The sequence below is a fragment of the Cryobacterium sp. CG_9.6 genome, from assembly GCF_029893365.1.
Taxonomy (GTDB): Bacteria; Actinomycetota; Actinomycetes; order Actinomycetales; family Microbacteriaceae; genus Cryobacterium.
Window position 1 is genome coordinate 22,310 of the sequence record NZ_JARXUZ010000002.1, and the last position, 21,102, is coordinate 43,411.

Annotated in this window: 22 protein-coding genes; 5 read left to right on the forward strand and 17 right to left on the reverse strand. The window is 61.0% G+C overall.

Annotation, left to right across the window (positions count from 1 at the left end):
- Positions 1 to 280 precede the first annotated feature (280 nt).
- The 3 genes from H4V99_RS15700 to H4V99_RS15710 all read left to right on the forward strand — a co-directional run bounded on the left by H4V99_RS15700 (position 281) and on the right by H4V99_RS15710 (position 3,447).
- A complete protein-coding gene (locus H4V99_RS15700) occupies positions 281 to 712 on the forward strand; it encodes a hypothetical protein (protein WP_280680203.1) in 432 nt (143 codons plus the stop codon).
- Complete coding sequence (locus tag H4V99_RS15705; RefSeq protein ID WP_280680204.1) at positions 712 to 2,514, forward strand: LamG domain-containing protein; 1,803 nt, start codon at positions 712 to 714, stop codon at positions 2,512 to 2,514. Before H4V99_RS15700 ends, H4V99_RS15705 begins: the two co-directional genes overlap by 1 nt.
- A 342-nt stretch (positions 2,515 to 2,856) precedes the next feature.
- The gene (locus H4V99_RS15710; protein WP_280680205.1) at positions 2,857 to 3,447 is read left to right on the forward strand and encodes a hypothetical protein; all 591 of its coding nucleotides are present in this window, start codon (positions 2,857 to 2,859) and stop codon (positions 3,445 to 3,447) included.
- Between the two features lie 368 nt (positions 3,448 to 3,815).
- On the opposite strand, the gene H4V99_RS15715 is transcribed toward H4V99_RS15710, so the two are convergent.
- The 6 genes from H4V99_RS15715 to H4V99_RS15740 all read right to left on the reverse strand — a co-directional run bounded on the left by H4V99_RS15715 (position 3,816) and on the right by H4V99_RS15740 (position 8,983).
- Positions 3,816 to 5,357 (reverse strand): GMC family oxidoreductase, encoded by a 1,542-nt coding sequence (locus tag H4V99_RS15715; RefSeq protein WP_280680206.1) that lies wholly within the window; start codon positions 5,355 to 5,357, stop codon positions 3,816 to 3,818.
- Positions 5,354 to 6,802 carry an alpha/beta hydrolase gene (locus H4V99_RS15720; protein ID WP_280680207.1) on the reverse strand — a complete coding sequence of 483 codons (1,449 nt, stop codon included), beginning with the start codon at positions 6,800 to 6,802 and terminating at the stop codon, positions 5,354 to 5,356. The genes H4V99_RS15715 and H4V99_RS15720 overlap by 4 nt, the downstream gene beginning before the upstream one ends.
- Complete coding sequence (locus H4V99_RS15725; RefSeq protein WP_280680208.1) at positions 6,799 to 7,698, reverse strand: SDR family oxidoreductase; 900 nt, start codon at positions 7,696 to 7,698, stop codon at positions 6,799 to 6,801. The genes H4V99_RS15720 and H4V99_RS15725 overlap by 4 nt, the downstream gene beginning before the upstream one ends.
- A 244-nt stretch (positions 7,699 to 7,942) precedes the next feature.
- On the reverse strand, positions 7,943 to 8,212 hold the full coding sequence (locus tag H4V99_RS15730; protein WP_280680209.1) for an MGMT family protein: 270 nt from the start codon (positions 8,210 to 8,212) through the stop codon (positions 7,943 to 7,945).
- A gap of 2 nt (positions 8,213 to 8,214) precedes the next feature.
- Positions 8,215 to 8,763, reverse strand: a complete 549-nt coding sequence (locus tag H4V99_RS15735) for a DUF488 domain-containing protein (RefSeq protein ID WP_280680210.1) — start codon at positions 8,761 to 8,763, stop codon at positions 8,215 to 8,217.
- A gap of 10 nt (positions 8,764 to 8,773) precedes the next feature.
- Entirely contained in the window at positions 8,774 to 8,983 is a 210-nt protein-coding gene (locus tag H4V99_RS15740; protein ID WP_280680212.1) for a DUF2945 domain-containing protein, read from the reverse strand.
- Between the two features lie 186 nt (positions 8,984 to 9,169).
- Between H4V99_RS15740 and H4V99_RS15745 the strand changes: the two genes are divergently transcribed.
- Complete coding sequence (locus H4V99_RS15745; protein WP_280680213.1) at positions 9,170 to 10,963, forward strand: glycoside hydrolase family 15 protein; 1,794 nt, start codon at positions 9,170 to 9,172, stop codon at positions 10,961 to 10,963.
- Between the two features lie 518 nt (positions 10,964 to 11,481).
- Here the strand turns inward: H4V99_RS15745 and H4V99_RS15750 are convergent.
- From H4V99_RS15750 to H4V99_RS15775, 6 genes are all read right to left on the reverse strand, one after another.
- On the reverse strand, positions 11,482 to 12,201 hold the full coding sequence (locus H4V99_RS15750) for an isochorismatase family protein (protein WP_280680214.1): 720 nt from the start codon (positions 12,199 to 12,201) through the stop codon (positions 11,482 to 11,484).
- A 176-nt stretch (positions 12,202 to 12,377) separates the two neighbouring features.
- Positions 12,378 to 12,791 (reverse strand): DUF4383 domain-containing protein, encoded by a 414-nt coding sequence (locus H4V99_RS15755; RefSeq protein ID WP_280680215.1) that lies wholly within the window; start codon positions 12,789 to 12,791, stop codon positions 12,378 to 12,380.
- 275 nt (positions 12,792 to 13,066) lie between these two features.
- Positions 13,067 to 13,897, reverse strand: coding sequence for an alpha/beta hydrolase (locus tag H4V99_RS15760; RefSeq protein WP_280680216.1), 831 nt, complete (start codon positions 13,895 to 13,897; stop codon positions 13,067 to 13,069).
- A 267-nt stretch (positions 13,898 to 14,164) separates the two neighbouring features.
- Positions 14,165 to 14,707, reverse strand: a complete 543-nt coding sequence (locus H4V99_RS15765; RefSeq protein WP_280680218.1) for a carboxymuconolactone decarboxylase family protein — start codon at positions 14,705 to 14,707, stop codon at positions 14,165 to 14,167.
- Between the two features lie 271 nt (positions 14,708 to 14,978).
- Positions 14,979 to 15,281: an antibiotic biosynthesis monooxygenase gene (locus H4V99_RS15770; protein WP_280680220.1), complete on the reverse strand. Its 303-nt coding sequence runs from the start codon at positions 15,279 to 15,281 to the stop codon at positions 14,979 to 14,981.
- 36 nt (positions 15,282 to 15,317) lie between these two features.
- Positions 15,318 to 15,674: a sulfur reduction protein DsrE gene (locus H4V99_RS15775; protein WP_280680222.1), complete on the reverse strand. Its 357-nt coding sequence runs from the start codon at positions 15,672 to 15,674 to the stop codon at positions 15,318 to 15,320.
- A gap of 73 nt (positions 15,675 to 15,747) precedes the next feature.
- On the opposite strand from H4V99_RS15775, the gene H4V99_RS15780 reads away from it, so the two are divergent.
- Positions 15,748 to 16,302: a TetR/AcrR family transcriptional regulator gene (locus tag H4V99_RS15780; RefSeq protein ID WP_280680223.1), complete on the forward strand. Its 555-nt coding sequence runs from the start codon at positions 15,748 to 15,750 to the stop codon at positions 16,300 to 16,302.
- 472 nt (positions 16,303 to 16,774) lie between these two features.
- Here the strand turns inward: H4V99_RS15780 and H4V99_RS15785 are convergent, their stop codons facing one another.
- The 5 genes from H4V99_RS15785 to H4V99_RS15805 are packed head-to-tail and all read right to left on the reverse strand — an operon-like array spanning position 16,775 to position 20,884.
- A complete protein-coding gene (locus H4V99_RS15785; RefSeq protein ID WP_280680224.1) occupies positions 16,775 to 17,542 on the reverse strand; it encodes a DUF427 domain-containing protein in 768 nt (255 codons plus the stop codon).
- 42 nt (positions 17,543 to 17,584) lie between these two features.
- On the reverse strand, positions 17,585 to 18,526 hold the full coding sequence (locus H4V99_RS15790) for an ABC transporter substrate-binding protein (RefSeq protein WP_280680225.1): 942 nt from the start codon (positions 18,524 to 18,526) through the stop codon (positions 17,585 to 17,587).
- Positions 18,523 to 19,284: an ABC transporter permease gene (locus tag H4V99_RS15795; protein WP_280680226.1), complete on the reverse strand. Its 762-nt coding sequence runs from the start codon at positions 19,282 to 19,284 to the stop codon at positions 18,523 to 18,525. Before H4V99_RS15795 ends, H4V99_RS15790 begins: the two co-directional genes overlap by 4 nt.
- Positions 19,281 to 19,970 (reverse strand): ABC transporter permease, encoded by a 690-nt coding sequence (locus H4V99_RS15800; protein WP_280680227.1) that lies wholly within the window; start codon positions 19,968 to 19,970, stop codon positions 19,281 to 19,283. The genes H4V99_RS15795 and H4V99_RS15800 overlap by 4 nt, the downstream gene beginning before the upstream one ends.
- A complete protein-coding gene (locus H4V99_RS15805) occupies positions 19,970 to 20,884 on the reverse strand; it encodes an ATP-binding cassette domain-containing protein (RefSeq protein WP_280680228.1) in 915 nt (304 codons plus the stop codon). The genes H4V99_RS15800 and H4V99_RS15805 overlap by 1 nt, the downstream gene beginning before the upstream one ends.
- Positions 20,885 to 21,102 lie beyond the last annotated feature (218 nt).

Here is a 21,102-nt window from a genome sequence, read left to right on the forward strand (position 1 = left end):
CTACTGAACAGTTTCTGTGTACTGCTGCGAATTTCCCAGTCACACAGTGGGCGCACGAGCGCGGTTCGCGCGGATTCACCGTCGGGGCGGACACGACGATCACTCTGTCAGGTTTCGGGGTGCCTGAGACTTGGCAGCCCCGCGTGCGAATGCTTGAGATAACGGTGGACCAGGACGGGTGCACGGGCGCCGAGTTGCCTCTGTTCTATCGTGGCATCGTGGGGGGCACCCGATGAGGCGCGTGAATGGGGTCAGGGGCGTTCTGATCATGGGAGTTACCTTGGCGCTTGTCGTTACAGGCGGCGCGGCTTTCGCGTTCTGGCGGGTTGCCGGGACCGGAGTTGGAAATGGGTCGACGGGTGTGATGGTGGCCGTGACGCTCACTCCCGGTGCGGTCACAGCCGATCTGTACCCGGGTGCGAGCGCGGCGGTGACGGCCACCGCATTCAACCCCAATGCCGCCCCGGTTCGCCTCACGGCGCTGGCCCTCGATACCTCTCAGGGTACGAACGGTTTCTCCGTGGACGGGGCTCATCTATCGTGCCCGACATCGTCGTTCACTTTCAGTACCCAGACCAACTCTGGCAACGGGTGGGATCTGCCTGCGAGCGGGTCGCTGGAAATCTCGCTCCCCGGAGCTCTCAGCTTGGCAACGAGCGCCTCGAACGCGTGCCAAGGCGTCATCGTCACCGTCTTCGTGCAGGCCACGTGATGACCCGTACCCAGCGGATCCGCTGCCGGATGGCGGTAATCGCCGGCACGATGATCTTGGTGCTCATTAGTGCGGTTGTGTCTGTGCCGGCCTACGCATTCTGGAGTGTTTCCACAGTCTCGCCGAGTTCGGGTGCGGCCAGCGCTGCCTCGGTGAACCCGGGATCTGCGCCGACCCTGACCGTGACAAAGAACAACATCCGTGTGTCGTGGGCTGCGACGACGCTATCGAATGGTGTCGGCGTTAGCGGATACATTGTCACCAGATATAGCGCAGAAAATATAGCGCAAGTCTCCCTCACGGGGTGCTCCGGTGTCATCGCTTCGATCAGTTGCCTCGAATCGAACGTCCCGGATGGTCTGTGGACCTACACAGTCACCCCCAAGTTCGCCACTAACTGGATCGGGGCCCCGAGCGCGGGGAGTGCCTCAGTGCGCTCCGATGCCACGGCGCCGATTAATTCGGTTTCTCTCACCGATAAATCCGGTGGCGGCTCGTTCTTGACCGGGTCGACGCTGTATTTTCGCGGGGCCATCGCCGGGGCGTTTCGGTTGACAAACACCCTGACAGACGTGGGTGGCTCGGGACCTGCCTCGAGCTCGACTGCAAGTCTCGGCAGTGCAGCAGACTGGACTCATGCTCCGTCGGCGGTGTCGACACCGGCCGGGGGACCGTTCGTGTCGAACAGCTTCAGCTGGATTGCCGGCGCCGTCACCGAGCCCACCATCGCCATCAACGGGCTCGACAACGCCGGCAATTCGGCAGCGGCACCGGTCATCCAGCTCCGGCTTGATAACACGGGGCCGACCGGCGGGGCGATCAGCTACGCCGGCAGTTACACCACCGCGAGCAGTGTCTTCGCCACCGTGCAGGCCGTCGCCGATGCCGGAGCGGGCACCACTCCGGGGGGCACACGCACCCTGCAAAGAGCCACCGCACTCTTATCAGGCAACGCGTGTGGATCCTTCTCGGCGTTCGCGGACCACGTGACAAATCCTGCTGTGGCACCGGCGACGCAGGCGCTGACCGTTGTCCCCGGCACCTGCTACAAGTATCAGTATGTTGTTACCGACAATGTCGGTAATCAGACCACCACCACAAGCCCAAACGTCGTTAGGGCCCGCAACTATCAGACCATTGTCGGCGCCACCCCCGGCATCCAGAGTCACTGGCGCCTTGCCGACACTGGTACGGTCGCCGATGACATCGGTCCGGCCAATAACGACGGCACCTACTTCGGCGCCCCCACCCTGAGCCAGTCAGGCGCTATCGTAGGGGATCTGAACACCGCTGTCGTCTTCGACGGCATCAACGATTACGCCAGCGTACCCAGACAGATCTCCACCGACTTCTCGATCGAGTTCTGGTTCAAGGCGAACCCGCAGAGCAACGGTAGAAACACTCCAAAATTCTGGTACGACGGCGCCGGCCTCGTCGACGCCGATGTCTCGGGAGTCGCAGGAGACTTTGGGGTGTCACTCACGAAGCAGGGTAATGTGGCCGCCGGCACAGGAAACCCAGACGTCACCGTGCTCTCAAATAAAGTCGTCGATGATAATGCTTGGCACCACGTCGTGATGACTCGTACTCAGTCCACAGGAATCGTTCAACTCTTCGTCGACGGCACCTTCGAAGGCAGCGTCACCGGTGGGACACAGGCCTTGACTGGGCCGGTGAGTATCGACTTTGGCCGGACTCAGGCGACACGGAATTACTTCGCTGGGTCATTGGATGAAATCGCGATCTACACGAGCGTGTTATCTGCTGCCACAGTGAGAGACCACAACTTCTCGGGGCGCTGACGCACACACCGGCCTTCACCTCGTTTGGTGCGCCGATCTAAAAAGAGACAGCTCAATTGAGCGGACCCCTGCAAGTACCCGACTGACCCGTGTGACAGCGCAGCCGCATGCTCGGGTTTCGCAGCGATCCTGCGTAGCCTTCTCACCGACTCACAACCCAAGCCCTCCGAGGCCGGAACTCTGAATATTCGCTTTTGCGGCGTCCTTGGGCGCTGAGGACGGCGGTCCTGGAGTCTCTGCTAGGAGGTGGCTTGGTCTGGAAAGATGTTTGGCATGTCAGGCCTGCGTCAGAAGAGTCCTGAGTCGCTGCCTGGGCCGCCCCAGATTCGAATGAACCATGGAATGGCAGACGACCTGGTGCGGGAGCTTGCTCCCGTGCTGCCAGAGGCCAGCGTTGACATCAATGACCTCACCGATAGTGATGCTCTCAACCAGGCGCTTCACAAGGCGGTCGAACGGCGCAACATAGAATTATTTACCCTGGTTGGTACCCGGCGCGACCAAGCGATCGCCCTGCTGATGTTGGTCCTGACCGCTATCGCAAGCGGTGGCACCAAGCGTGTAGGGATTTTCCTCGACACGGCACAGCCAGAAGTGCCAGACGATTCATCTCCGGAGGTCTCCAGCTGTATCGGGCTCGCATGGGGTCTACTTGATAGTTGGCTTACCGGTCACGACTCGAAAGCTCCGGTGACGCTGGCCCGGGTCACCCACCTGCCCGCCGAGCATTGGTTCGGGCAGCGCGCTGCGGTCAACGTGCTCGCCCTTGCCCGCAAGGCTCGCGCGTTTCAGTCTCTGGGGTTTCTGATCACCAGGCAGGGACGACCTCAGTTTCTTGCCGGCGTGTCCCTTGTGTTGGCTGCTGCCGGCCTGGCGTGGTCTCGTACCGAAGGCACAGAAGCAAGCAAACTACTTCTCACCGTTATCCGCTAACTCACCGAAGATTCCGCTGCCGGGTACGCTGGCGGCTTTGCATTGTCAGCGCGGTTGCCGCCACTCGTCCATCTGCAGACAAATGAGCACCACCGTCTTTCGGTGGAAGTCACAAGCAGTCAACACGGTGGTGGAGGGGAGATCGTTCCTGTCAAAGGAACCTTTGTTGAGATGCAGGTTGTGACCCTGTGCGGTGGCCTCGCTGGGCGGAGCAGCAGCGTCAGGTTGCTCAGCCCACTACCCATCTAAGGGGCTACGGTGGGAGGTCACTCTAGGGTTCACGGCGTTCACCTTTGAGGCGGGACTGGCAGCTAGTGCGGTGTTGAGGTGCGGTCATCCCGGGCCTGCTCGCTGACAGGCGTGGTGGGTCAGGGCATCATCCGGTCTGCGGTTCGCAGCGAGAGCGCCATCTGAGCAAGGCACGGGTTCGCGCTGAGCGAACTGGGGAACGTGGAATTGTCGCAGATCCAAAGGTTGGGGATGTCGTGGCTGCGACCGTCGGCGTCGACGACACCGTTACTTGGGTCGGCGCTCATCCGGCAGGTGCCGAGGGTGTGGGCGGTGCGGGCGAGTATCCTCGTGTTGAGTGCACCCGCCGCTTCCAGAATTCGGGTCATCGTTGTAGTCGCGTGCTGGTTGATCGCCTGCTCGTTCGGGCCGTGGGTGTAGGTGACGACCGCGCGGGGGATGCCCCATTCGTCCACCTCGTCGGCCAGTATGAGTTTGTTGTTCTCGGCGGGGAGGCATTCGCTATTTATGCCGATGCCGGCCATGTAGCGCGACGCGTCGAGCGCGTCGATGACGTCGGTGCCCCAGAGCCCGGCACCGCGCACGAGGGAGGTTGCGTAGGCAAGCGGCATCACGCCGAGGCTTTGCAGGAGGTATCCGCCCGCGAAGTCGACCCCGTCGGGGCGTACGAAGTCTTCGCTGATGAGTGCCGAGGGGTATCCGCGGTAGCCACGAATCTGCTCGTCAAAGCGGCCCCACACCTGCACTGCGCCGTGGGTGAGGAAGTTGCGCCCAACCAGACCGCTTGAATTGGCGAGGCCGGTGTTCAAAAGTAGGCGCGGGGTCTCAATGCCCCCGCCGGCGAGCACGAGGGTCGCGCATCGCTGCCGACGTTCCTGACCGTTATGGCGGTACACGACGGCCGAGATTCGGCCGAGCGCGTCGCGATCGATACCGTGCACCATGGAGTCGGGCCGGATCTCCGCCCCGGCGGCAACGGCGGAGGGGAGATAGGTGTTCGCGGTGGTTGCTTTAGTGCCGTAGCGTTCGCCCTGGTGGATGGTGCCGAGGTTTTGGCTGGCGAGGCGGCGACCGTGGTGTGGCTGGTCGCGATCGCGGCTGAGGATGGCGGCTGGTGCGTCAGTGGCTTGGATGTCGAGGCGCGCGCAGCCGATCGCCATGATGTCGGCCGAGGCGTTTCGATCGACGGGCGGTTCGAGGTACTGCCGTTCCGGGTCCCACAGGTACGGAGTCGGGCCCGAGACGCCGATGGTGCGCTCGACGTCGACGATGTAGCGAATGAGCTCGGCATGGTCGACGGGCCAGTCTGCCCCGACCCCGAACTCGGTACGAAGGTGCAGGTCTCGGATGCCGGGGCGGGGTGTGAAGGCACCCCAGTGCAGCGTGCCACCGCCGAGTCCCCAGCCACTGTTGTTGGGGCCGAAGGCGGGCGGTGCGTCTCCGCCGCTGAGCCGCTCGGACATCCAGTTGATTCGGGGGGCTTCGACTTCGTCGTTGCTGAAGTCGTCAGGGTCAAGGTTTGGTCCAGCCTCGAGGGCGACGACCCGGAGGCCGCGTTCTGCCAGTCGCGCAAGGAGGGGGGCGCCGCCCGCGCCGGTTCCGACCACGACGACGTCGACAACGTCGTCCTGTGAGTACGTGCGCATGTCGTTGAGGTTCACGATGCGTTCTCCTTGCCAGCTTGGCCAGTGTTGTTAGTCGTGGCCGAATCGTCGTTATTCTCGTTGGGCTGTTTGGCTTGATCGGATATAAGGGTGCCGAGGTCCTCTGGCTCCCATGGGTCGCGCACGCCGGCGCCCAGGCTCACATACCCGGCGGGCGTAGCCCCCGGACCACTGGTTGCGAAACCGTCGTATCCGATGCGGGCGAGCGATGCGGGGTGGGCCAACCAGGTGCGCGTCAGATCATTGCGCACGTCGTCAAACCATTGGCGAAACACATCGCCGTTCCACGGGCCGGTGATGAAATCGCCGGCGATAATCTTTCGAATGAGTGCGTCCTGCAGCGCCACATTGTCGGCCCAGACGGATGCGATGGCGTCGAGGCCCAGCCGGTAGGCGGATGCGTCGCCTGGAAGCTCTGCGGGTCGCCAACCATCGCCACGGCCGGATGCGAGGTCGGCGTCGATGCGCGTAGCGAGGTCGATCTGGCGAGCCCCGGACTGCGGCACCAGCCGATCAGACAGCGCGCGAAGGGTCGCGAGCTGTCCCGGTGAGAGCACCCGCGGCGTGTAGTTCACGTCGTCCGCGATTGCGCGCCGCGCCAGCAGGGCGCGCGCCTCGGCGGCGGTGCGGTCGGAGGCTATAAGGCGACCCCACTCAGGCGCCACTGGTGGGGATGCTGAAACTATCAATTCCCAGAACCGAGCGATCTCGGCCGCGACCTCGTGGGCTTGCTCGTAGGGGAGCAGGTGCCCCGTCGCGGGGAGAGATACGAAGCGCGCCCGCGGATATACTGCGCCGAGGAGCCGCGGCTGCACCGATGCTCCCAAATCATCGTCATCTTCGCCTGCAATTACGACGACGGGTAGGTCTATCACGCCAACTGCGGCCGAAATGTTCTCACGACTGCCCTCGCTGAGCCACCGCTGCCAGGCGAGCGGTGACATCTGCCGAACTTGGGTGATAGCGTCCTGCTCCAAATCGGTGGGCAGCGATGTCGCCACGTTCTGCGCAACGAATTCGTGCGCGTCGACTTCCGAGAGCGGACCGTTGTCTGCCCACGAGAGCATGAGGGCACGCTTGTCGTCGTCCATGGGCTCGGGGGTTGGCGGGGATGGCGCGAGGAGTGCAGCGCCCGCCAAGCCGAAGACGGTCTCGTGTCCGCTCAGCACGCGTGCAGCCACGAGTGCTGCGACCTTGCCGCCCATGCTGTGGGCCGCGAGCAGCCATGGTCCGCCATCGGCTTCGACCTTGATTGTCGTGAGCGCAGCATCGGCTAGAGCGTGGACGGAGCCGTTCACAGCATTCGGGGCGTCCCCCTGCCCTGGCAGGTCGATGCCGACGACGCGGAATCGGTCGCTGAGAGCTTCTGCGAGTGGTGCGGCTGCTGCAGAGCCAAAGCCCAGACCGGGAAGAAAAAAAATGGTGCAGTCATGGTGGGTCACGGGGTGACCATGCCACCGTTGACGTTCAAGGTCTCGCCGGAGACGTAGCTCGATTCTGCGGAAGCGAGGAACACGTAGGCGGGGGCCAGCTCGGCTGGCTGCCCGGAACGTTGGTAAGGGCTTTCGTCGTCGAATGCTTTCATTTGCTCGTCTGAAACACCGTCCGACACCTGCAGGGCGGTCCAAACGGGGCCGGGTGCGACGACGTTGACTCGGATACCGCGAGGAACTAACTGCAGTGCAAGACCCTTCGAGAAGTTGTTGATCGCTGCTTTCGTCGCCGCGTAGTCCAAGCGATCCGGTGCGGGCTTGTAAGCCTCCAGCGACGCCGTGTTGATGATGCTGGCACCTGCTGGCAAATGGGCCAGAGCGGCCTTCGTGATCCAGAAGTTCGCGAACACGTTTGTGCGGAACGTCAGCTCGAACTGCTCGTCAGACAGGTCTTCGATGCGGTCAACGGCGACTTGTTTGCCGGCGTTATTGACCAGGATGTCGAGCCCACCGAGTACGCGCACGGTTTCGTCAACGATCTCGCGGCACCGGGCCGAGTCCGTGATGTCCGCGGCAATCGCGTGGCCTCTCGTACCTGCCTCCTCTATGAGGCCCAGGATGTGGTCAGCATCCTCCTGCTCGGCGGGCAGGTGCACGATGGCGACATCGGCCCCCTCACGCGCGAACGCGATCGCCACGGCGCCGCCGATACCGGAGTCACCGCCTGTGATGAGCGCCTTGCGTCCGGTGAGGCGCCCGCTGCCGCGGTAGGTTCTTTCGCCGAGGTCGGGGACCGGAGTCATCCGCGCTTGCACTCCGGGTTCAGGCTGATGCTGAACAGGCGGGTCAACGCGGCCGTACCGCTCAACAGGGTTTCCAAAACTGTACTGATCGCGAAACGTCATGCCCCCCATGATAGGCCGAAGGCTTCACCATCGACGTGACCGCGCGTCCCTCGTTGGCCCGGGTGCATATCGTCGCGGGGCGGCGCGGTGTCCCGGGGCGAGCAGTATTGTGCCGCGGGACCAGTTCATGGACGTCAGGGTTGGCCTCGTTGGTCAGCTCGAGAACCGGGCCGCATCTTTGCCCAAACTTCTCACGCACACCGACACGGACACGGACAGAAACGCGTCGAGACGGCGACCACCATCACCGAATCGTGAGCATGTCCACGCGGCCGCCGCGGAACACAACGCCTTCCGCTTCGAGCAGCGCTCGGGCTTCTCCGTCATGACAGGTTGCCGGCGTGCCGTCGGCGTAAACCACACGCCACCACGGCACATCCTCGTCAAGCAGTGCAACAGCCCGGCCCGCCTCCCGGGGGCTGATCCCCAGCTCCCGCCCAATCTCCCCATACGCCGCGACGTGACCCTTGGGAATCGCCACCACAATTGTTCGAACTTTCGCTACCAGATCCATGCTCATCCTTCTTCTGATTGGGGATAGGTGATTTGTCCGTCTCGCACGAGCGCGAACGCGGTGAGTTCCGCGCGTCGGGTCGACGAGACCGACATGATGTCGAACACCTCTACCCCGGCGACAATGAGTGCGTCTGTGATGAGCCGCCGGTGGCAACGCCACGGCACGGCCTCACTGCACATGATCGCCTGCACCGAATCATTGGCGACCCGCAGCAACTCAGCGAGTCCTGAGTGAAACTCATCGGTCATCATGTAGTCGGCGTAATCGCGGAATGCCTTGACCCGCCACGCACCGTTGGGAGTCGACACACCGGCAGGGGTATGCCGGCGACCGCCGAGATTCTTGACCCACCGGTAGGTGATATCCGCCGGTAACGCATCCGCAATCGCGTCATGGTTCCATTGCGGGAACTTCCGCGACGACGGAAACGACCGCACGTCAACTAGATCAGTCACCTCGTTCGCCTGCAGCATGGCAACCACCTCATCAAACTCGCGAGTGGAGTGGCCGATCGTGAACACCCGCTTCGGTGTAGGGCTCGTCGTCATCGCACCCGGATCATTTGATCTTCGTCAACGCATCCGCTTTATGCATTGCCACATGATCGGTTTTATCACTCTTGATTTCGTATTGCGGGTCATCTTCACTGCAATGACGCGTGTGTCCCTTAAACTGCAGATCTTTCGTGTGCTTCTGGGTGATTACGCCCTGAACGTGCCCGGCTTCGAAGTTCCATGTGACGTGGTCTCCGACTGAGAAACTCTTCATGATTGCGGCTCCATTCACCCTGCTGCTGCAGCTTCTCATCCTTTGGACTCTTGCCAGCTTATGCAGCTCCGCCGACTCGGACGGGTAAATATTTCTGAGCGGAGAATGGCCAGACCCCAGGACCGCAGCAATATAAGAGCGCTACGCTTTATTATGGCTGGTTTAAAGTGATGCGAGGTGGAGCCAATGTCGGGTGATGTTGCGGTTGATCCGATACGCCGCGAAGGTTATGTAGACCTTCGATCGTACGCTGCACTCGGTGACGGTCGCACCGTTGCCCTCGTCGGATTAGATGGTTCGATCGACTGGCTGCCCATCCCGAATCTTGACTCCACACCCGTGTTTGCACGCCTGTTGGATGACGCCAAAGGCGGTTCGATCGAGCTCGCGCCGGTGGCGGCGTTCGCGGTCACGCGCCGTTACCTGCCGCAGACCAACGTCTTGGAAACGACATACACGACTGCTTCCGGCATTGCACGTGTGACGGACGCCCTCGTCACGGGTCTCGCAGGACAATTGCCTTGGGTGGAACTCGCCCGTCGAATTGATGGCATTGAGGGCACCGTAGATTTCTGTTGGCGCATTACTGCGGGCACCTGCTTTGCGACGATTACCCCACGGGTGGAAATGACCACACATGGCAGGATCATCCGGGCCGGCGATCTCATGCTCGCCGTGGAAGGCAGCAACCACGGACCAGACAGAGGTGGCAGCATCCTCGCCGGCCATTTCACTGCAACAGTGAAATCGCATCATATGCTCGTCGTCGCCGGCACCAAGAATGAACCATTGCATCTGCCCATTCCGGATCTGACCGCGATCGGCCTCGCACGCACCGTTGACAATTGGAAGCACTGGTCTGACGACTTCAATTACGAGGGCCCCTGGGCAGACGCGGTGCAGCGCAGCGCTCTTGCGCTCAAACTACTGATCCACAGCCCGAGCGGCGCGATCGCCGCTGCCGCAACAACATCGTTGCCGGAAAACGTCAAGGGGGGGAAGAACTGGGATTACCGGTTCGCGTGGGTACGCGATGTGACGTATACGGTTCGTGCTCTGGTGCGCTTCGGCCTTCGCGAGGAAACCCACGAGGCCGTCGCCTGGCTCATCCAAGCCATCAGGATGAGTGACTCAAAACTCCACATCTTCTACCGCCTTGATGGTTCAGCGCCAGGCGCAGCAAAGACACAAGATCTGCCGGGCTGGCGTGGTACCGGACCCGTCATCGTCGGTAATGACGCGAGGACGCAACTTCAACTGGGGATCTTCGGTGACCTGGTCACTGCAATGGCGGATTACGTCGAAGCCGGCAACGTGCTCGATGCCCACACCCGCGTCATGCTTGCAGCAGTTGCCGACCATGTGTGTGAGGTATGGCACCAGCACGACTCTGGCACGTGGGAGCTGTTTGATCAACGCGACTATACGGCATCAAAAATGGGATGCTGGCAGGCACTTGACAGCGCCCTACGCCTCTGCAAACTCGGTCAGATCGCCGGCGATCCGGATCGTTGGCGAGTTGTTCGTGGCCAGATCACGGAGTGGGTGGCCGAGCATTGTTGGTCCGAAGCGAGGCAAAGCTATGTCACCTTCCCCGGAAGTGAGCAGCTCGACGCATCTGTTCTCCTGCACGCGACAAGTGGTTTTGACCGAGGCCCGCGCATGTCTGCAACCATTGACGCTATCCGGTCAGAGCTGGGCAGTGGCGCGTTGCTCTACCGTTACACCGGGATGGAAGCGGAGGAAGGAGCGTTCGTCGCATGCTCCTTCTGGATGGCATCCGCCCTCGCCTGTGTCGGCAGGCATGACGAGGCGGTCAAATTGATGGACGAACTCGTCGGTTTGGCGAACGACGTCGGGCTGTACTCCGAGATGATCGATCCGGCAGATCTCTCTTTTCTCGGCAACTTTCCGCAAGGGCTGAGCCATCTCGGGCTCATCAACGCGGCAATCACGATCGACGAGCTCGCGCCGCGGTGAACCTTCACCCGTCACAACCGAAGACATTTGGCGGCCACCCATTCATGTCCGTGTCCGTCTCCGATTAAAAGACAGAACCAGGAGGCGGATGCGCTTCACGCTGCTCTTCAGTGAGGTTTTCGCGGGCACTGGTGATGTACAGCGTCGATCGGTCGGCACCGCCGAACGCGGCAGATGTCACATTCGGGGTGGGCAAGTCGATGCTGAATATCTCGACGCCGGTGGAGCCGTAATGGATGACGCGCCCGGCACCGTAGATCGCACTCTAAAAATTACCGTCCCGCAAACACCAACTCAGTACCTACGACCCAGAACGAGGGGTATCACCTACCGGATGTGTAATCGCCGCGCTACCGCTACCAACAAGCGCTACTCGCCAGTGATTCGGCCATCGGCGGCACCGTAAAGCGACAACTGTTCGACGGAGACTTCTCTTCGTGCCTTGGGAAAGCTGAGACAACCAGGGTGAGATCAGCACCGTTGTTGTCTCAGCTTTCTATCGGCTCGCGTTTGGGTGCTCACTGTTCTCCCGCGGACTCCGCGGACTCGAGCATCTGCACGGCCTGATCGGTTGAGAGGACCATCCCTGCGATGTAGTTGAAGTTCGTCACAGCGGCCGCGTACCCGTCGCCGAGTTCAGGATGCTGTGCAGCGGCGGTGGCATCGGCCACGACGGCCACGTCAAATCCCTGTTCCAAAAGTTCACGCAAGTGACTTTCCACACACAAGTTGGCCGACATGCCAGCGAGGATGACTTTACTAATTCCGCGTTTGCGGAGCTGGAGCACAAGGTCATTCTGCTCTGGCCCGTATACCTTGTGCGGGCTGCACACGACTGTCTTTCCGTCTTCCAGGAAAGGCTTGAAGCGTTCCAGCCAGTCAGCGCCCGATCCCACAAACCCCGCAAGGTCCAGAGGACCTGGGCGATCGAACATACCAATTTCGTGCATCATCTTTTCCAAGGTTCCGCCGAATTCCCACAAGTGATCGTGCGGGAAGTAGTAGTGCGGAGAAACGAAGACCCCATATCCGGACGCTTTAGCGGCGACGAGCAATTGCTCGATGTGCTCAACGGTCTTGTTCTTCTCGACGCTCTGACCGACCAGAGCCCAGGTAACGCCGTCGGGGCTCAGGAAATCGTTCTGAGGATCGGTCAGCACGAGCGCGGTAGTGGATTTATCGAAAAGCATGGGTCTCTTCTTTCTTGTTTGACGAAAAACCTGGGGCGCTTCACTCACCGTTCGGCTGGGGACCCTTAAGTTGGTGTTTTTTCCGTTTCGCGCACCGACCCCAACTCAGCAACGGAGGAGCGTATAGCTCTGCGCCGCGCGGACAAATTTCGACCGCAGGCACCGCGAACTAAACGCGGCTCTACTGCACATAGGTGCTAGGGCGTGTCGGATCTCGTCTTGTTTTAGGAAGTCATCGACGTGCTGCTTCCGGAGCGATCCGCAACGAGCCCGACTCCGAGCAGAAGCACAGCGCTAGCCAAGTGCAGGAAGTGATCCCCGGTGTTCAGAGCCAAAATGTTGAGGGACGAGTCCGCAATGAAGAACCCGACGATCCCGAGAATCAGGTAGGCCGTGCCAACGGTACTGTTCACGGCTTTCGCCCCTGACACGCTTGAAAGTCCACCGATCAGCAGGGCCGCCCCGATGAGTAGATGAACGATGTTGTGCAGTGGGTTGACCTCGAAGATTCCGAGGAGATAACCACCCTCAGTCGCGATGAACCCGACGCCAGCAGTGACGACAAAGCCGAGCAGGCCGACCAGGAGATACACGGCCCCGAATATTGTTGCGACCAACCTGTTGGGAGATCTAGTCATTGTGGTGTCCCCTTATCGATTCTACGATTCACACATGCTTCGATGGCTGCTCGAAGTTCCCGATCTCTCGGATCGATTTTGAATAAAAGCACGTTTCTGTGCGAACTCCAAACAGCCCAACCGTAACAGCACCGAGGTTTTTTCGAAAGGCGCCACGTTGACTCATAAGAAACCTCTGGGACCTTCTGCGTTCGTCAAGTTCTTGAGTCAGTCTGGTGTGTTTTCTTATACCGCAGCCAGTTGGCGGCGGTCTTGGTGAGCGGCGAGAGCGGTGGTCATGCGTTCAATTCTTCCTTGGCCGCGGCGAGGAGCGAGTTGATGGCGTCGGCAATGTCCTGTGGATGGTCTTCGGGCGTGAAATGCTTGCCGCCGGGTATCCGGAGCAGGGTCGCTCCGAGGTCAGCTGCGAGCCGCTCTCCGTAAGCGATTCTTTGGAACGAATCGGCTTCACCCCACACCACCCGTGCGGGCAGGTTCAAGTCCACCAATCGGTCCGCGATGTCTAGGGTGTCCTGGACATCAAGTGCTTCGACCTGTCGCATCATGCTCCGCGCCGCGCCCTGGGACACATACGGTCCCCAGTGTTCGGCGAGGGATTCCAAGGCAACATTTCGGTTGTCGTGGCCGCGGTAGATTAGCTGGACGAATATCGGATACATCACAACCTGAGGCGTAAACGTCAATCCCGGCGCCACGCGCTGCATCGCTTTTACACTGGGGATGGGCCACGAATCGTAGGACACCGAATTGGTGAGGACGAGCCCCGAAAATCGCTCAGTTGCACGCACCGCAGCGATTTGCGCTATTCCTCCTCCAAGATCATGCCCGACGAGGATCGGTGGTTCAGCCAGGTCAAGGGAATCAATCCAATCCAGGAGATATCCGGCCTGGGCTGAGAGGCTGAGATCAGTGTCTTTTCCGTCAGGGATGCTGGATCCGTAGCCCGGCATTTCCCACGCCAGTGTCCTGCCCTGAACCAGTGGCATGACGTGTCGCCAGAGCTTTGGCGAGGTGGGTATCCCGTGCACGAGAATAACGGGGCTGCCCGTGCCGTGCTCCAACCAGCGCGCAGCCATACCGTTTACGGTCGTCGATCGTGTTTCCAAGGGTTTCTCCGTTCACCCCGCCGAGCGTGGGTTGTCAAGGACGGCGCCAGAACCTGCCCATGAGCCTACTCGGGTTCACAGGCGCTAAGACGAGCAGGTCCCAGCGCACGCCGGCCCCCAGGGCCTCATCTGGGTGTTCTAACTGCATGCGCTGAAGGCCGCAGCCATTGAAACGTGACGGGAGCACAGGCATGTGGTGTGGGGGCGGCGCCGCGAACAGCATGCACCTCACTCTTAGAAAATCGAACCAGTTCGTGAACGGAGCTTTTAGAGTCCTGGGGCTGCCGGTAGGTCGAGGTCGGTCTCGACGAGGTGGTTGAAGTAGTTGGTGAAAAGGTTGAGTGCGATATGGGCCGAGAGCTCGGTGAGTTCAGCATCGGTCCATCCGGCGTCGAGGGCGGTCTGCCACGCGTCGTCTTTCACTGCGCCCTTGTTGGCGGTGCTTTGGCGCGCCAAGTCCAGCAGGGCGGCGAGCTTGGCCTCGAAGTCGACGGTGCCCTCGCGGATGGCAATGGTTTGATCTTCACTCAGTCCCGCGGCTTTCGCGCTTATGGTGTGGGCGGACTGGCAGTAGGTGCACTCGTCGACGTTGCCGACGACGAGGGCGATTGCTTCTCGGGTGCGGCTGTCGAATGTCCCGTAATCGCCAATGACTTGTTGGAAGGCGATGTACGTGTGCAGGACAACGGGGGAGTGGGCCATTGCCCCGTGGATGTTGAGGACTTTCCCGAATTGTTGGGCGAGTGCACCGAGTTCTGGGCGGACGGCCTCGGGTGCGGTGTCGGTGGTGTGCACGGTGATGCGGGTCATGGTTTTCCTTCTCTGTTGGGGTTGGGGGTCGGGGTCCGCGCAGCAAATCATAGTGAGTTCGAGAAGTCCAACGCGTCTGGCTGAGGGTGTCAAATTGTTTGTGTAAGTGGCATCCCGCTTCCTCGGTACGTGGACTGCTCCGTCCGAGTTGTGTGCGGGAAAGAACCGCGGTTGCATCTACAACAATGCCGTGTAGGACGGGGTGCCGTCACCTGGCACGCACGAAGACGCAAAACCGAAGTGTGTGATCGGTTCTGCGCCGCGGGGTTGATCAGATGTCGCTGGCGGTCTGAAACTGTGAGATTTTCGGAGCGTCGTCAAGGAGTGACCCTAACTCGGTCAGCTCAGCCGAACCTGCCCCGGCGCGCCATTCACGGTAGGCCGCATCTACTTCAGCTGACGCCCAACGTTCCAGGAGGATCACGTGTGCAGCATCGTCAGTATCGATGAGCACGTCAACGCCCAGGCAGCCCTCGAATACCCGGGTCTGGTCGAGGATCTTTCTCAGCATTGCCGGTGCGGCCGCAACTGCTTCTGGCTTGAGTTGAAGGTCGAGAATTACAGTGAGGGTCATGGGGGCTCCGAACTAGGTGAGTGGCGACAGGGGCGTTTAGAAGCTGAGAATCTGGTAGCCCTCGATCACGAGGTTTCGGACGCTCGCTTCGCCCTTGTACTCAGTGAGTAGGTTCCAGCCGCCCGCAGCGATTTCGTCGGAGACCCCGTGGGAGGTGACGCAGAACCCGCACGCACCGCGGATGTTGTCCTTGAGCGCTACGGCGAGGGGATTCATCTTGTGGCTGGGCGCGGTGATCGCGGCCAACGTTTCAACGCCGGAGCCGTCGAAGACGACGATGACATCATCGCCTGCTTGCTTGAATTCGAGGGCAGTCTTGAGGCCGCGGTAGACGCGTGAGGCGTCGGAGGTGATCGGCTCATAGATAACGACGGCAATTTTCAAATCTGGCATGGTGTGCCTCTCTTTCTAGGTAGACCTATCTGGTCACTACCGACTATACCGATCTGTCTGGTAAAATCCAATTATGAACTCCACGTTTGCACCGCCGGCGCCGAGCGCGCGGGTGCGCCTGCTCGCATCTGCTAGTCGTCTTTTCCACAAACATGGCATCAACGCCACGGGAATTGATCTCGTCGTTCGTGACGCGGGGGTGGCGAAGGCGAGCCTGTACAACAACTTCGCCGGCAAGGAGGCGCTCGTGGTGGCGTACCTGGAGGAAGAACTCAACGGATGGGTCGATCACGCCCGAACGCTGGACGATCCCCGGTGGTCGCCGCGGGAAAGGGTTGCTGCCCTCTTCGAAGCGCTCGCGCTCTCTGTCGAATCGCACACCTTCTACGGCTGTCCCTTCACCAACGCGGTGATCGAACTTCCGGAATGTGTATCGGTGCGGCAGGTCGCCGACCGTTACCGCGACGCGGTTCGCACGCATCTTTCCGAACTCGTTCAGGAGGACACCGGCACGAGCGCCGTTTCCCGCCTCGTTCTTCTCTATGACGGCGCCATCACTGCCGCGAAGGTCGCCCATGACGCTGGACTGGTTCGCGAAGCCAGCGCCATGGCGCAGGAACTCGTTTAGACCGTTCACCGATAGCAGACGAACTGATGAAGTTCACAGACGCGTTGCGGGCGTTCGAGCTGACGACGCGGCCGATTTACCCGGACTCGCGGGCCGCGCTGGACAAACGCTGGGACGAACTATCCCCGCACGCCAAGACCGACAACCAGCTTCTCGGCCGGTCCGCGATCGGCTGTGAGGGCACGCATGGGGTGTTCCCGAAGTGTGACTTGACGTGTTCGCCGTGTTAACACGCCGCCGATGCCAACAAGGTGCGTATCGACGGCACTCACGCCGTCGACGGCGTGACCGAGCAGATGGAGTATATCTGCGCCGTATTCGAGGGCCACGCGCTCACGCGCAGCTCATCGGCGGGGGAAGTCGCCTTCTATTTTCGTACTAGAGGACGACTGCACGGAATATCAATAGTCACGTGCATTGACCATGAGGATGCCCAGTGGGGCAACTCGACGACTTCACTCCCATCGGGAAATCAAGCCGGGCGCTGCTCTTTCTTGCTGAACGGGCTTGCTGGTCGCTTCTGGGCAATGCCGTCGACGGTGATGTCGACGAGTTCATTGTAGAAGGCGAGTCGGTTCCTGATCTCTCCGACGGCCGCAAACGGGCTTGAATAACTCCAGACCGCCCCGGTGAGGTCCACTTGTCCGGCCACGTCCCAATATCGATCCGCGGTTCCCTTGTACGGACACACACTTGTGATCGCTGCGGGCACGAGAACGTCAGTATTGACGTCGCCCGCCGGGAAGTAATACCGGGTCGGAAGGTCAGTCTCGAAGAGCACGACCGGGTTGCGGGTGTCGGCGAGCACGACGCCGTTGGCGGAGGCGGTCACGTGCCGACTGCTCGGGAGCGCATCAACGCGATGGAACGGATCTCGGGGGTGTCCAAATACTTGGACGTCCTCCTCAAGCCACCGGTCGATGGTTCCGGGCTGCCAGCTCAGAGCGACGCGATCTTCGAGACCGGTCAGCACCCACGCCGCGTGCGGGATGAGCCGCTCTCCGACCACGATGTCGAACCACCTCGACACCTCACTCTTCGGGCCGAAGAAGTCGAAGCAGTGGCGCTCTTGTGGTGGCAGAGTTTCAGACAGAAACTCCATGCGCACACTCTCAGGCGAAAATGCGTAACCCGGGATCGGAGAACCAGCCTCCCAAAACAGCAGCGGGTCCCGGCTGTCCGCGATTATCGTATCGCCAACGACCGCGCGCACCCAACGGTGGCTTTGATATGTTCGCATTGCACTCTCCCTGATTCGTTATCGATGTTGGAGTAAGTCGGCTTATAACAGCTTGGCTGTGGCCAGCCAGTCTTTGGCAGCCTCTGCTGGGTCGGTCTTTGAGTCACCGGAGACTCGAGTGTTCAGTTCAAGTAGATCCTGAGTGGTCAGGGTAGCCGAAACCGTGTTCAGGACCTCGGTAAGCTTGCTGCTGTTCTTGCTTGCGGACACCAGGGGGATGACCTGCTGGGCCGCAATGAGATCTTTAGGGTCCTCGAGCGTGACTAGCTTGTTCGCCAGGATCGACGGTGTCGTGGTGTAAATGTCCGCCACTTGGATCGTGTTATCGAGCAGTGCCTTCAAGGTTGCTGGGCCACCATTATCGGAGATCGCCGTGAATTTGATGTCGGTGATCCCATAAACTTTCTCGAATCCGGCCAGGCCTTGGGGACGGGTCAGGAACTCCGGACTGGAGCCCAGAGCAAAGGTACCCACGTTTTTCAGGTCAGCGATGGATTTGAGTTGATTCTTGGCCGCGTATTCGGCCGTGACGACGAACGAGTCCTTATCTTCCGCCATCGAGGGGTCAAGCACCTCAAGACCAGTCGGCAGGGCCGCCTGTAGCGCGGTGAGCACATCGCTTGCCGTGTTTGCGGTGGCATCCCTCTCGAAGTGGGTTAGCAGGTTGCCGCTGTAGTCGGGGATGAGATCGATCTCCCCGGCCTGGAGCGCGGGAACGTACGCTTCGCGGGCACCGATGTTGAGTTTGTACTCAACAGTGAAGCCATTTGCTTCCAGTGCCTGTCCGTAAATGTTCGCGAGGATCACGTTCTCCGAAAATGCGGCAGAACCGACGGTGACCGTCGTCTCGTCGGCGGACGTGGAGGCGGCGCCGTTGCTCAGCGGGTCGCCTGACGAGCACGCGCTCAGAGCAAGTGCGGCGCCGACGATGAGTACTTGGGCAGCGACCTTGGCAGCAACCCGGCCCTTCTTGGGTGCGATCATTGATAGCTTCCTTCCTGGATGGGTTTCCCCAACTGCGCGATCGGACGAGGTGGCCGAACGTGGGACTTTCTCTTACTGTGAACCGTTCCACCAGATACCCCTGGTAGGACGGAAAACCTTTGGATCAGCGCGAACAGGGCGTCGACGATGAGCGCCAGCGCTGTTACGAGGATCGAGCCGGCGACCATCTGGATGTAGTCGTGCGAGGCGAGGCCATCGATGAGGTAGCGACCGAGACCACCGCCAGAGAAATAGGCAGCGACCGTGGCTGTGGAAATGACCTGGAGTGCGCTTGCTCGGATGCCACCGAGGATGAGCGGCAACGCCAGCGGCAGCTCGACCATGAGCAGGACCTGCCACTCGGTCATCCCGACTGCTCTGGCCGCGTACACCGTTTCCCGATCGACGGACTCCAAGCCCGAATAAGCGCCAGCGAGCAAAGGCGGGATCGCAAGGATGGCGAGCACAACCACCGTCGGCAGGTCACCAATTCCGAGCAAGAGAATGAACAACGAGAGCAATCCGAGGGTAGGCAGAGCCCGCGTGGCATTGGCCATGGCGATGCCAACCGATCTCCCCCGACCGGTATGCCCAATCGCAAGACCTATTGGTAGCGCGATGATCGCAGCAAGAAGAAGCGCCTCCGCGCCGTATGCGAGGTGCTCGGCGAGCCGGACGGCAATGGAGGGACTGCCAGGAACGCTCGTCCACTTCGCGGGATCAAATATCCAGGCAAAGCCTTGCAGGAGGAGATTCAACGGGGCACCGCCTGGGGCTGGCTGGCTGCGAGCCGACGAGTACGAGAGGGGGTAAGCCGGCGGTTCCAGGGCATCGTGAGGCGGCCGAGAAGCACCAGCACTGCATCGAAAACGATCGCCAGCAGCAGCACGGTCACAATGCCCGTGATGATCTCCGCGAGAAAGAACCGTTGAAACCCATCGAGAAAGAGGTTGCCGAGGGTGGACACCCCGATCACCGAGCCGACAGTTACGATGCTCACCGTGCTGACGGAGACCACCCTTATTCCCGCGAGCAGCACGGGACCCGCGAGCGGCAGATCGACGGCGAGAAAGCGCTGGAGAGGCGAAAATCCCACCGCTGTTGCTGAGTCCTGCACCTCGGCGGGCACGGAAGCGAATGCGTCTGCGGCGGAACGGACCATGAGCGCCACGGCGTAGATCGATAGGGCGACGACCACATTAGTCGGGTCGAGGATCCCGGTGCCCAGGACCCCCGGGAGGATGATGAACAGAGCGAGCGAGGGGATCGTGTAGAGGACGCCACTGACCAACAACAGAATCGACCGAGTGAGCTGGTAGTGGCTTGCGAGCCAGCCGAGCGGAACCGAGAGTATGACGCCCACCACTACCGGGATGACGCTCAGCACAACGTGGCTGAGAGTGAGAGCCCAGATCTGGTCAAAGTTGCCCCATACCCAGGCCATCAGGCGTCGCCGGCCTGATCCGTCTTGTTGGAAATGCTGCGAGACTTCGGACCTTGCCCCGCTGGCTGTATGCCACCTTGCGGTGGCAAGGTGTCCGTCGACAAGATGCCCGCGGGGTGCCCGTTGCCGTCGACGAGCAAAAATTCACCTTCCTGCGCGGGAGTGCCAGAAATCGTCAGGCGGCGCTTGCCGCGCTCTGTCCCGATGAACTTGGCGACGAATTCGCTCGCCGGGTTGGCCAGAATCTCGGCCGGGCTTCCCTGTTGGGCAACGATGCCGCCCGTGCGGAAGATCACCACGTGATCGCCGAGCAGAAAGGCCTCGTCGATATCGTGCGTTACGAAGACGATCGTCTTGTCGAGTTCGTGTTGCAGACGAAGAAGCTCCGTTTGTAATTCTGCGCGAACGAGCGGGTCGACAGCTCCGAACGGCTCGTCCATCAGGAGAATGTTGGGATCCACAGCGAGGGCGCGCGCAACGCCCACCCGCTGCTGCTGCCCGCCGGAGAGCTGGGACGGGTAGCGGGAGGCCAACGAGTCATCAAGACCGACTGTGCGCAACAACTCGAGCGCGTCGGCTCTCGCCCTCTTTTTGGGAACTCCCCGCAGATAGGGAACCGTGGCGACATTGTCGATGACCTTGCGGTGCGGCAGCAAGCCCGACTGCTGCATGACGTAACCGATGCTGCGACGAAGCTTCACGGCATCTCCGGTTGCGACATCGTCGCCATCGATGAGCACCTGCCCCGAACTCGGCTCGACCATCCGATTGATCATGCGCAACATGGTCGTCTTCCCACAGCCCGACGATCCAACGAAAACCGTGAACTGGCGAGAAGGAATAACGAGGCTGAAACTGTCAACCGCAAGGGTCCCGCCGGGGAACTGCTTCGAAACTGCGCGGAACTCGATCATAAATTCGGCTCATTCCTCGTCTTCAACACGAATCGACACTCGCCACCCTCGCCAAAGTCGAACACTATTCACAGCACCATTTATTTCCAGATTGGTGCCTTTTCAGACTTATCCGGGTTACGTGCTGCTCACGACTGAGGCCCGCCTGTGCTGGTGGGTGCAGACTCACCTTATACGTGGGCGTTGGTTGACCGGGTTGCAGAACCCGAAAGCGTTAC

Bases quoted from the DNA above. Each gene is read 5' to 3' on its own strand.
- H4V99_RS15705 (WP_280680204.1), top strand. From the start codon at position 712: ATGACCCGTACCCAGCGGATCCGCTGCCGGATGGCGGTAATCGCCGGC.
- H4V99_RS15710 (WP_280680205.1), top strand. From the start codon at position 2,857: ATGGCAGACGACCTGGTGCGGGAGCTTGCTCCCGTGCTGCCAGAGGCC.
- H4V99_RS15725 (WP_280680208.1), bottom strand. From the start codon at position 7,698: ATGACGTTTCGCGATCAGTACAGTTTTGGAAACCCTGTTGAGCGGTAC.
- H4V99_RS15730 (WP_280680209.1), bottom strand. From the start codon at position 8,212: ATGGATCTGGTAGCGAAAGTTCGAACAATTGTGGTGGCGATTCCCAAG.
- H4V99_RS15735 (WP_280680210.1), bottom strand. From the start codon at position 8,763: ATGACGACGAGCCCTACACCGAAGCGGGTGTTCACGATCGGCCACTCC.
- H4V99_RS15740 (WP_280680212.1), bottom strand. From the start codon at position 8,983: ATGAAGAGTTTCTCAGTCGGAGACCACGTCACATGGAACTTCGAAGCC.
- H4V99_RS15745 (WP_280680213.1), top strand. From the start codon at position 9,170: ATGTCGGGTGATGTTGCGGTTGATCCGATACGCCGCGAAGGTTATGTA.
- H4V99_RS15755 (WP_280680215.1), bottom strand. From the start codon at position 12,791: ATGACTAGATCTCCCAACAGGTTGGTCGCAACAATATTCGGGGCCGTG.
- H4V99_RS15765 (WP_280680218.1), bottom strand. From the start codon at position 14,707: ATGACCCGCATCACCGTGCACACCACCGACACCGCACCCGAGGCCGTC.
- H4V99_RS15770 (WP_280680220.1), bottom strand. From the start codon at position 15,281: ATGACCCTCACTGTAATTCTCGACCTTCAACTCAAGCCAGAAGCAGTT.
- H4V99_RS15775 (WP_280680222.1), bottom strand. From the start codon at position 15,674: ATGCCAGATTTGAAAATTGCCGTCGTTATCTATGAGCCGATCACCTCC.
- H4V99_RS15780 (WP_280680223.1), top strand. From the start codon at position 15,748: ATGAACTCCACGTTTGCACCGCCGGCGCCGAGCGCGCGGGTGCGCCTG.
- H4V99_RS15785 (WP_280680224.1), bottom strand. From the start codon at position 17,542: ATGCGAACATATCAAAGCCACCGTTGGGTGCGCGCGGTCGTTGGCGAT.
- H4V99_RS15790 (WP_280680225.1), bottom strand. From the start codon at position 18,526: ATGATCGCACCCAAGAAGGGCCGGGTTGCTGCCAAGGTCGCTGCCCAA.
- H4V99_RS15800 (WP_280680227.1), bottom strand. From the start codon at position 19,970: ATGGCCTGGGTATGGGGCAACTTTGACCAGATCTGGGCTCTCACTCTC.
- H4V99_RS15805 (WP_280680228.1), bottom strand. From the start codon at position 20,884: ATGATCGAGTTCCGCGCAGTTTCGAAGCAGTTCCCCGGCGGGACCCTT.